The following is an 11491-nucleotide window of genomic DNA, read 5'->3' as shown; positions in this document are numbered from 1 at the left end:
CTCGCCCGTGCCGCCGTCGCTCGACGACGCCGGCATCCTCAACCGCTCCCGCAACGCACCGCATTCCGGATGGCGCCGGGCCGTACACCTCGCGAGTGCCGGGCGGGTCAGCCCTGGTGAATCGCGCAAGGAGCGGGAACACGAAGACCTGCTGGCCCAGATCCGCCAGCCGATCGCGGGCGACTTCCGAATCGCCGTGCTCTCGATCAAGGGCGGTGTCGGAAAGACCACCACGACCTTGGGATTGGGCTCGGCGTTGTCGATGATGCGCCACGACCGGGTGATCGCGGTGGACGCCAACCCGGACCGCGGAACGCTGGCCGAGCGGGTGCGGGACGTGTCGAGCGAGTCCACGGTGCGTGACCTGCTGTCGGATCCCAACATCGAGCGTTACGCCGACGTGCGTAGGCACACCCGGATGGCGGGCAGCCGACTGGAAGTGCTGGCCAGCGAGCAGGAGCCCGCGGTTTCGGAAGTGTTCGGCGAATCCGACTACCGCCGCACCGTCAGTGTCCTGCGTCGCTACTACAACATCATCCTCACTGACTGCGGCACCGGCATCATGCATTCGGCGATGGCGGGTGTGCTCGATCTGGCACATGCGATCGTGTTGGTCAGCTCGCCCGCCATCGACGCGGCCCGCAGTGCGTCGGCAACGTTGGATTGGCTCATGCAGCACGGACACTCGGCGTTGGTCCGCGAAGCCCATGTGGTGCTCAGCGCGTCCCGTCCCGGTTCGGCCAAGCTCAAACTGGACAAGGTCTACGAACATTTCCAAGCCCGATGCCGCTCGGTGCACATGATCCCGTTCGATCCGCACCTGGCCGAGGGCGCCGACGTCGACTTCGACCTGCTGGACCCAGCCACTCTCCAGGCCTACCTGGAACTGGCTGCTGCAGTGGCGGAAAAGTTTCCTCGGCTGCGTGGTGGACCCCAGTACCGGTGACCAACCCCGCTCCTCGCATGAGGCAAAGAAGGCCTGGAACGGCCAAGGGTATGGGAGCTATCGGCGGGAGACACGGACTATCGAGTTGATGTCGGTTATCTACGCGCCGGTGGCAAATTGCGATGTGAGTGACATTGCGAGGATGGCAATTTCGCATGCGTAATTGTTCGAACGCTCAAATATGGTCGGCGGGAATCGAATTCGACTAAGGGCGTGGCAACGCCTGTGTGGATCTGGAACACTGGCCCGAATGAGTAACGATGCCCTCCGGCATCAGATGACCGAGGTGCTGGCCTTGGTCTCCGAGCAGATGGCCGATATCGCTGCGGTGCAGCGCGAGCAAGAGCAGCTCACCGCACGCGCTGAGGCGGCCGATGGCTTGGTCGAGGTGACGGTCGACGCTCGGGGCCATGTCATCGAGACCGTGATCGACGAGTCGTATCTCGAAGAGTACGAACTCGAAGAACTCGGCGGCCACGTCACCGCGGCTGCGCAGTCCGCGGCGCACATCGTGGCGCAGCGGGCGGCAGCCCTGATGATGCCGATCAGCGAACGCCGCAAGATGTTGCCGTCACTATCCGACATCGTCGACGGTGCGCCCGACTTACGAGACCTGACCGACGCAGTATTCGGCCACGAAGATGCGGCCGCCCAAGCACATGCGCCGGAGCGCGACGACCGGGACGAATCCGCTTTCCCCACCGTGAGGAGCTGAATCGATGGCCGAGGAGTTGGGTGTCGGACCTTCTGATCTCCGGGCGACTTCGAGGAACCTAAATGATGTCAGCGTCCGAATGAAGGAAGTGCTGTCATCCCTGCAATCGAATCTGGTGGCCGAAGGTGCCTCGTGGGGTGACGACAAGATGGGCGATGGGTTCGCGAAAGGTGGCGGAGGGTATCTGGCGCAAAAGGATTGGGTCGACGGCTCCGTGGTCGTCAAGACCGATCTGCTCGACTACTACTCGGACGGTTTGAAGGGCTCTGCGGACTCCTTCGAGCAAAACGATCAGGCGTAGCGCCGACACCGCGGAGTGGTGCGCCGGATAGGCCACCTGCCACACCGATTCGCTTATGGACATCGAGATCCCGCCCCAGTACCAATGGGTGTCATATCTCGCGGGGGGCGAGTGGCCCCAAGGTAGCGAGACCCGCACCCGCCGGATAGGCGAGCATTATCAGTCCGCGGCCGAAGCGCTGCAGGAACTCATCCCAGATTTGGACAGGGTCCGCGGCGAGACGATGTCGGTACTGTTCGGCGACACGGCCGAGGCTGCCGAGAAGCAGTTCGCGATGCTGTTCGACGGTGACTACACCGTGGAGAAACTTGCCCAGGGCATTGCGGGAATGGGCGAGGGGGCCGCCAATTTCGCAACCGAGATCGAATACAGCAAGCTCTCGATCATCGTCGGCCTGATCTTGGCCGCCGCCGAAATTTCGTATTCCCTTTCGATGTCGGGTCCCACGATGGGCGCGTCGACAGCGGCAATACCGGTGATCGAGATGACGACGATGCAGGCGATCCGCCGGATCGTCATGGCGGCGTTGCAACGCGTTGTGGCCAGGATGCGCGAATTGCTGACGAAGACGATGGTTGACCGACTGTTCCGTAGGCAGTTGATGAGCCAGATTCTGAAGGAGACCATTCAGGAAACCTTCGAGGAGCTGGGGCAGGGCCTCCTGCAGGAGGGGATCGTCCAGGGCATCCAGGCCAATAATGGGCACGCTGGTTACCGGTGGGACCGGTTCAAGCAAACCGCGATTTCCTCGGCAGTCGGTGGTGGAGCAGGCGGAGCCTCGGCGGTGCCGATGGGGCGCACACTGGGGCTCGGCCGCAACCGGCTCATGCGCGCGGCCAAGGGCGGGACTGTCATGTTCACCGCCGGGTTGGTCGGCAATGTGGCAGGCACGTTGTCGGTCGGCGGAGAGTTCGACACCGTGTCGATCCTGGCCGGCTCGACCACCACCAGTATCGGTGGGCTCAGGGGTGCGGGCCTGGGCCATCACCCCACCCCGAACACCACGAGTCCGACGGCCAGAACACAGCTTGAGCCGCCGAACGTCGGGCTGCGCGGCGAAAACCCGGACGGCGAATTCGACACCGGCAAGCAGGACAGCGAAGACGACGGTGAGACTGACACCAGCCAGGACCGGAAGGGCGAATCTGCCGGACCGGCGGCCCCTCCACCCAAGGCGGGACTGGGTCGCGGCGGCAGCGGGCCGACGACCAACGTTGCTCCGCAGTCTGATTCGAAGTCAGCGCCCCGAAATGGCGAAACGAAAGACACCGTTGACCATTCGGCGGATCAGGAAACCTCTGAGGCGCCAGAGAAACCCGACAAAGCTGACGCTGAAGCCGTCACCAGCACGGATGCTGAAACCGACACCAACAACGACGTCGATGCCTATTCCGATACCGATGTTGAAACTGACACCCAGCGTGCCGATCCGCAACAGGCCGATCCGCAACAGGCCGATCCGCAACAGGCCGCGGAGCCCACCCACACCGCCACGCTCAGCCCGGATCCGGACGTCGCAGGGCCGGCGGCCGATGTGTCGGTCGCAGGCGCCCCGGTCGCGGAGGCTTCCAGCCCCGACGTTTCAGCCGATGTTTCAACCGACGCCGTAGCGGCCTCGGTTGATGCCGGGCCGGTAACGGACGTCGCGCCGGTCGCTGACGTCGCGCAAGTGTCCGATGTGGCCGCTGATCCCGTGCAGCAAGACCCCGGGCAGCAAGGGCCGGTTGTCGGCGGTATGCAGGCATCTCCGACGAGCACAGCGACTCCGGGTACGACACCCACTGTGCCCGCCTCGGTCAACACGTCGCCCGCTACGCCGGATCAGGCTACTAAATCACCTGCTGCAAAGGCTGATTCGAAGACAACAGATGCCAGGCGGGCAACACCGACAGCGCAGCCTGTCGGGCCGGAGTCGCAGGTTGCCGGTGTGCCTGCCGCGCGGGTCCAGAGCAACGCCCGGGACACCACACAGCCCATCGGCGAGGATGTCGCACCCACGAACGTCACGTCGGAGGTCACGGAGGAGGACGGCCCGAGGCGGGGCGATCAGAACTGCCTCTTCGACGCCGCGCAAGATCTGTCACACCATTTCAACCGGCCGTACCTGATCGACGGTGAGGCGTCGCCCACCGGAATGCCGGCGCGGGTCTTGTTCGAGGCCACCGGGTCCCGGGCCGACTTCGTCACCGACTACGACGAGATCGAGGCCACGCTGCGGGGCATGGATCCCGGCTCGGCCGCGGTCATCACATCTGCGTGGGCCGGTGACGGACAGCGGCGGGGTGGGCATGCCTACGTGGCGGTCTACGACGGCACGGACGTCTACCTGCTTCACCAAGGGGAACGGTTGGGCTGGCCGCCGTTCTGGGGGCAGAGCGCGGTGTCTGTCACCGCCGTCGGTTATCTTGATGCACAGGGCAATCCGCGCGACGAGCTCGGAGCGCGACCCGACGATCTCGACGCGGCGATCGCGGTCGGTGACGTGCAGGGCACGCGGGACCAGACGCCCGGTGAGCAGTGGCAAGCCGTCACACCGCAGAGCGACCTTGCCGATCAGGCGCTCGCCAAGCGGGGGGTTCAGGAAGACGGCGGCGAGTTGCGGAACCCGTTGGGGTTGATGGAGTCTGCCGACGCGCGGGCCCGCGTCAATGCCACCTGGTGGGCTGCGCTCTCGGGAGCCGAACAGCGAGCCCTGATCGACGTGCACCCGCAGCTGATCAGCAACGCAGAGGGCATCTCGCCCAAGGCGCGCCATGAGGCGAACGAGAGGCTGCTGAAGGACCAGCGCAGACAGTTGGAGTCCTGGCGGGACAACGGACATCGTCTCACCAGAGCGCAGAGCAAGATGTTGGCACGACTGGAGCGGATCCAGAGCTCGCTCGCCGAGGCGGAGTCCCGAGCCCGGGACGCGGGAATCGACGGTCCGTTGCTGTTGGCCTTCGATGCGTCGGAATTCGGTGGCCGGGGTCGCGCCGTCGTCAGTTTCGGCACCGATCCGTATCAAGCGGGCTTGGTGGCGTGGCACGTGCCCGGGCAGGGCATGACGATCGACCGGATCGGCGCCTGCATGGACAACGCCATCAACCATCTGCAGGCCACACGCCAGGCTAATCCGGGCCAATCAGCTGCCTCGATCGCCTGGCTCGGCTATGACGCACCCAGCGGCTGGAGTAGGTGGAGAGCCGCCGGACACCAGCTCGCCCGCGAAGGCGGCGCGATCCTGTACAGCGATATCCGGGCGTTCAACGCGGCGCGTGACACCTTGGCCGTCGACGGCGGCCACTTCAGCGAGAACCATGTCTTCGCCCAGGACTACGGGACGACCGCTGTCAGTTATGCCGGTCGAGATGGTCGGCTGGCACACGATATTCGCAGCATCACCTTCACCGACTCGCCGGGGACAGGGCCGGTGCGCCACGCCGCCGAGTTCGGGCTTGGTGCCGACAACGTACGCGTCGTGTCGTCGGCGCGAGAGCTGCCCGCCGTGCTCAACGGACGGACACCGGTCGTCGAGGTGAACCTGGGTGTAGATCCCGCCGCCGAAGCCTTTGGGGCCGATCGGGACAACCCCGGCCTGCAACTCGAACCGTCTTCTGAGACAGAAGCTCCGGCCGATCCTCCCGAACACACCAACGTCGAGCCGACTACCAGCACCATCGCGAAGGACGCTCTGGCGCAGCGCGATCCAGAGGTCACGATCGACAAGGTGACCAACCCGTTGGGGAAGGCAGAGGAAGCCGCGGCCCGGGCCCAGGACAACGTGCGATGGTGGGCCGGCTTGTCCGAAGTGCAGCGCGACGCGTTGATACAGACGTATCCGAGGCAGATCGGTAATTCCAAGGGAATTCCATCGAAGGCCCGCAACAAGGCGAACCGCCTCGCGATGAGGAACGCCCGAGATTTTGTGCAGAGCAAGATCAGTCGTGGCGAGAAGCCCACCAAGCGTGAGACCAAATTGCTGCGGCGGATGAACAACCTTCTGAATGCGCTGGAGACGATGGAGAGCGAAGCCGCGGAGGCAGGCCTCGACGCGCCGCTGGTCCTGGCATTCGATTCGCCGGTGTTCGGCGGTGACGGCCGGGCGATCGTGAGCTTCGGGGCTGACCCGCATGCGGCGGACTCGGTGTCGTGGCTGATTCCCGGATTTGCGACGACGATCGACAAGCTCGAAGGGAACATGCGCAATGCGCTGAACCATCTGCAGTCGACACTTCAGGAGAGTCCGGGCCTGGCCGCGTCGTCGATCGCCTGGATCGGCTATGACGCGCCGAATGGTGCGGCGACCGGTCGAGTTGTCAGCCCTGAGCTCGCACGCCGGGGCGGCGAGATTCTGTACAGCGACATCCGGGCGTTCAATGCTGCACGCGACACCTTGGCCGGCGACGGCAGCCGGTTCAGGGGCAATCACATCTTTGCCCACTCGTACGGCTCGACTACCGCGAGCTACGCCGGCCAAGACGGGCGGTTGGCCAACGACATCCGCACGGTGACGCTTCTGGGTTCGCCGGGGGCGGGTCCGATGCGACATGCCCGCGGGTTCGGGATCGAGCCCGAGAACGTGTTCGTCGCCTCATCCTCGCTGGATCCGGTCACCGGTCTGGGCGGGCGCGTGCCCGGGCAGGACGGTCGATTCGCCGGACGCGGCCTGGGCATGGATCCGGCGATGAACGAGTTTGGGGCAGTGCGGGTTACTGCACAGTTCCCGGCATCGATGAACGACGGCGACAGCGTCGGGACCCACCGAAGCTACTACCGGTACATGGAGGGCGACGCCGATCCGCGGGTACGTACGGAATCGTTGGCCAACTTCGGCAGGATCGCCGCCGGGCACAACGAAAGACTGCACAGGGAAGAGCGTCGTCGGATTGTCGACGGACGCACAGTGGAACCCGCAGAGGGGCGGGCGCTGCGACTGGACGGCGACACCGAGACCGATCAGCCCGGGGCGCGGCGGCTCGGGAATCCTCGGTGGCATCCGGGCGAGGTCACTCGAACCATCAGTGACGAGGTGAAAGACGCTCTTCAGCAACGAGATCAACGCGATCCGGAGACCGCACTCAACAACTTGTCCACCCCGCTTGGAGACGAGCCGCAGGCGGCGGCTCGGGCCCGTGCCAACGCGGTCTGGTGGTCGGGATTGTCGGAAGTCCATCAGCAGGCGCTCGTCAACGAGCACCCCTTCCAGATCGGCAACGCTGATGGCATCCCCGCCGGCGTTCGCAATGAAGCCAATCGCCGTGTGTTGCAGCGCTATCTGGACCGCGCGGCCGATGTTCAAGCGCTGATCACCGCTGGTACCAAGCCGGACGACACACAGCTCGACTTCCTACTCCGGGTGAAGAAGCTCGAAAGCGCCCTGCAACGCGCGGGCGCGGCGGCCCGGCAGGCCGGCGTGGGAGAGCCGTTGATCCTGGCATTCGATCCGCCGGCCTTCGGCGGAGACGGCCGGGTATTGGTGAGTTTCGGCGTCGACCCGTACGCCGCGGATGCGGTGTTGCGTTACGTGCCCGGTTTGGGGGCGCAGATCGACAAGCTCGACTACATCATGCACTGCGCGTTGAACATCCTGCAGTCGGCGCGCACCGAAAACCCGTCGATATCGGCGGCCTCGATCGCCTGGCTGGGCTACGACGCTCCGAACGGTTCAGCGACTCTTCGGGTCGGGAGCACAGACCTGGCAGAGGCCGGCGGGGACATCCTGCACGCCGACATCAGCGCGTTCAATGCGGCGCGGGATGCATTGGCCGGTGACGGCAGCCATTTCAGGGGCCATCACCTGTTCGGGCATTCGTACGGGTCGACGACGACCAGCTTTGCCGGCCGGGGTGGCCGACTGGCCGATCACATCGAGTCGGTGACGCTGATCGGCTCACCGGGTGCCGGCCCGCTGAACCATGCCAGCGATTTCGGTATCAGTACCGACCGGGTGTTCGTCGCGTCGTCGTCGCGGGACTTCGTCACCGGCCTGGGCGGGCGGACATCAGAGTCGCACGGCCGCCTGGGACGCGGGCTCGGTACCGACCCGGCGATGGATACTTTTGGCGCGCAGCGGATCCGTGCCGAGTTCCCGGCATCGATGGACCGCAAGGACACCACCGCCACCCACAACGCGTACTTCGACTTCCAGGAGACCGACGGCCCGGGCACCCGGCAGTGGCTGGTCACACCGGCGCGCGCGGTCCTCTCGGAATCGCTGGCCAACCTCGGCCGCATCGCATCCGGACACATCGACCGGATCGAGTTCGAATCACCCCGCACGATGGCCGAGCGGCCAGGACGCTTCTTCGGCACCCGGCGCGAAACCGTCGAACCCGCGGCGACCCGCAGCGGCAGCCAGCGCCGTAACTGGTGGAACCCGCGGTGGCGGGCATCCGACATCGATGTCGACCCTGCGCAGACTGTCGCCGAACCCGACTGGGCCGCGATCGATGACAGCAGCGACGCCGACACCCGAGCCGACCGTGAGAAAGCCAAGGATGCTCTGCTGCTGCGGATTCCGCCGGTCGACATCGACCGCATCGTCAACCCGCTGAACCGGGCCAACGATGCCGTGGCCACGGCGCGGGCCGAAGCCAATGCGAAGTGGTGGTCATCTCTGGAGGCTGACCAGCAACGGGCGTTGATCCGGACGTACCCGGCCCGGATCGGCAATGCCGAAGGGATTCCGCCGACGGATCGCGATGCGGCGAATCGCCTTGCCATCAAACGCTATCGGACACACGTGCAATCGATGATCGAGCGCGGCGTGCGGCCCAGCGACACCGAATTGAAGAACCTGTTGCGAGTGAACCGGTTGGACATCGGGTTGGAGCGGATGGGGCGCGAAGCCGCGGAGGCCGGCCTCGATGAGCCGCTGGTGCTGGCATTCGATCCGCCGGCGTTCGGCGGTGATGGCCGTGCGCTCGTGAGTTTCGGTGCAGACCCGTACAAGTCGGCTGCGGTGTCGTGGTTGGTGCCGGGGTTCGCGACGACGATCGACAAGCTCGAAGTGAACATGCGCAACGCGCTGAACCACCTCCAGTCGACGTTGCACGAGAATCCGGGGCTCGCCGCGACCTCGATCGCCTGGATCGGCTATGACGCGCCGAACGGCGCAGCCGCCGGTCGGGTGGTCGGCCCCGAGCTCGCACGCAAGGGCGGCGAGATTCTGTACAGCGATATCCGGGCGTTCAACGCCGCACGAAATACCTTGGCCGGTGACGGCAGCCAGTTCCGCGGCAATCACATCTTCGCGCACTCCTACGGCTCGACCACGGCAAGCTACGCGGGCAGCGACGGCAGGCTGAAGCATGACATCACCACGGTGACTCTTGTCGGCTCACCGGGGACGGGTCCGATTCGGCATGCCGGCGCATTCGGCCTCGATCCCGGCAACGTGTTCGTCGCATCCTCCTCGCTGGACCCGGTGACCGCGTTCGGTGGTCGTACGCCCGACGAGGACGGTCGAATTGCCGGGCGGGGGCTGGGTATGGACCCGGCGATGGAAGAGTTCGGTGCTGTGCGGGTGGCCGCCCAGTTCTCAGATGCGATGAATACCGTGCGTACCTTCGGAACTCACAAGAGCTACTTCCACCACCACGCACATGAGGGCGACGGTCCGCCGGTGCGCACCGAATCTGGGGCCAACTTCGGCCGGATCGCGGCGGGCCGAACGAACGATCTGCAGCGCGAAGAACATCGCCATCTGGTCGACGGACACACTGTGGAACCGGCCGTCGGTCGCAGTTTGCATTTGGACGGCGACATCGAAGTGGATCAGGGCGAACGCCGCCCGTGGAATCCCCGATGGCGTCCTGGCGAGGCCGTGCCGTCAGACGTCCAGGTGTCGGCAAATGAGGTTTTGAGACAACGGCGCGAGGGGTTGACCGCCGACGGCCTGGTCCACCCGCTCGGCACCGGACCGGAGGCAGTTGCCCTGGCTCGACAGAACACGGCCTGGTGGGCCGGGCTGGAAGAGGGGCAGCGCCGAGATCTCGTGCAGGCGTATCCACAGCAGATCGGTAACGCCGAGGGCATCCCTTCCCCCGTCCGGGATCACGCCAATCGCGAGGTGCTGCGGCAACATGCCCGGCAGGCCGCCGAGGTGCAGTCGAAAATCGATGCGGGCCAGAAGCCCACCCCGAAGGAAGAAGCCTTCCTGCTCCGGATCAACCGACTCGAAACCGCACTGCAACGGGCGGACGCGGCTTCCCAGCAGGCGGGGGAAGGCCGCCCACTGTTGCTGGCGCTGGACATAGGCGCGTTCGGCGGTGACGGCCGTGCGTTGGTCAGCTTCGGAGCTGATCCGTACACGGCGGACGCGGTGGCGTGGTACGTCCCCGGTCTTGGTTCGCAGCTGGACAAGCTCGACTACATCATGCACTGCGCGTTGAACATTCAGCAGTCGGTGCACGCCGAGAACCCCTCGTTGTCGTCCGCCTCGATCGCCTGGCTGGGCTACGACGCACCCAACGGATCGGCGTCGCTGCGGGTGGCAGGTACCACCTTGGCGGAACGCGGCGGTGAGATGCTCTACACCGATATCAGCAGCTTCACCGCAGTACGGGATGCATTCGCCGGGGACGGAAGTCATTTCAGAGGCAATCACGTATTCGGCCACTCGTACGGCTCGACCACCACCGGCTACGCCGGGGTCGACGGGCGACTGGCCCCGCACGTCACCACGGTGACACTGGTCGGTTCGCCGGGTGCAGGGTCATTGCAGCATGCCGGTGAGTTCGGCCTCGACGACGGCAGGGTGTTCGTGGTCTCGTCGTCGCGGGACTTCGTCACGGGACTGGGTGGCCGGACACCAGATTCGATGGGACGCTTCGGGACCGGCCTCGGCACCGACCCGGCGATGGACACGTTCGGGGCGCAGCGCGTCAGCGGTGAGTTCCCGGAGTCGATGGACCGCAAAGATACCCTGACGACCCACAACGCGTATTTCGATTTCCTGGAGACCGACGGTCCGGGCACCCGACAGTGGTTGGTCACCCCGACACACGCGGTCCGCACCGAGTCGCTGACCAACATCGGCCGTATCGCCGCCGGGAACTACGACGGCGCGCACTCCGAACTGCACCGTACCGTCGACGAAAACGGCTCTCGCACCATAGAACCCGCAGCGAGCCGACCGTTCATGCGCCTCGACGATGCTCCCGGCGTCCCGCATCCGACCGACACACACCAACGCAACCGCATCCCACGCTGGACGCGGGGCAGTGACTGTGCCCAGGTTCTGGCGGCCGAAGTGTCGGCACGGACAGGCCGAAACATCCAGCTTGACGTCGCGCCCTCACGGCGCGGTACGCCGGCGCGGGCGATGTTCAAGGCGTTCGGGTCCAGCGCCCATTTCGCGACATACGCGGAGATCGAGGCGACGCTGCTGGGAAGACCTTCGGGCACCATGGCCGTGTTGGCCTCGCGCTGGAGCGGGGGCCAACCCGTCGGGCACGCGTACATGGCGGTAAATGTCAACGGCCAGGTACGGCTTTTCGACCCGCACACCCGGCAGTATTCGGGGTGGCCCCCGCACTGGGGACAGGAC

At 65.7% G+C, this 11491-nt stretch carries 3 protein-coding genes and 1 pseudogene; all 4 read left to right on the top strand.

What is annotated here, in order from left to right; translation table 11 throughout:
- A partial coding sequence (locus tag HBE63_RS23350) for a MinD/ParA family protein (RefSeq protein ID WP_243858241.1) occupies positions 1–946 on the top strand: 946 nt, incomplete at its 5' end.
- A gap of 250 nt (positions 947–1196) precedes the next feature.
- The gene (locus HBE63_RS23345) at positions 1197–1661 is read left to right on the top strand and encodes a YbaB/EbfC family nucleoid-associated protein (RefSeq protein WP_166906862.1); all 465 of its coding nucleotides are present in this window, start codon (positions 1197–1199) and stop codon (positions 1659–1661) included.
- Between the two features lie 4 nt (positions 1662–1665).
- A complete protein-coding gene (locus HBE63_RS23340; RefSeq protein ID WP_166906861.1) occupies positions 1666–1962 on the top strand; it encodes a hypothetical protein in 297 nt (98 codons plus the stop codon).
- Positions 1963–2017: 55 nt separating this feature from the next.
- Positions 2018–11392, top strand: a pseudogene (locus tag HBE63_RS31560) (alpha/beta hydrolase); the annotation flags it as partial.
- Between the last annotated feature and the right edge of the window lie 99 nt (positions 11393–11491).

It is taken from the genome of Mycobacterium sp. DL440, assembly GCF_011745145.1.
Lineage (GTDB): Bacteria > Actinomycetota > Actinomycetes > Mycobacteriales > Mycobacteriaceae > Mycobacterium.
The sequence above is the reverse complement of the archived record's forward strand: the minus strand, read 5'-3'. Positions and strand labels throughout refer to the sequence as shown.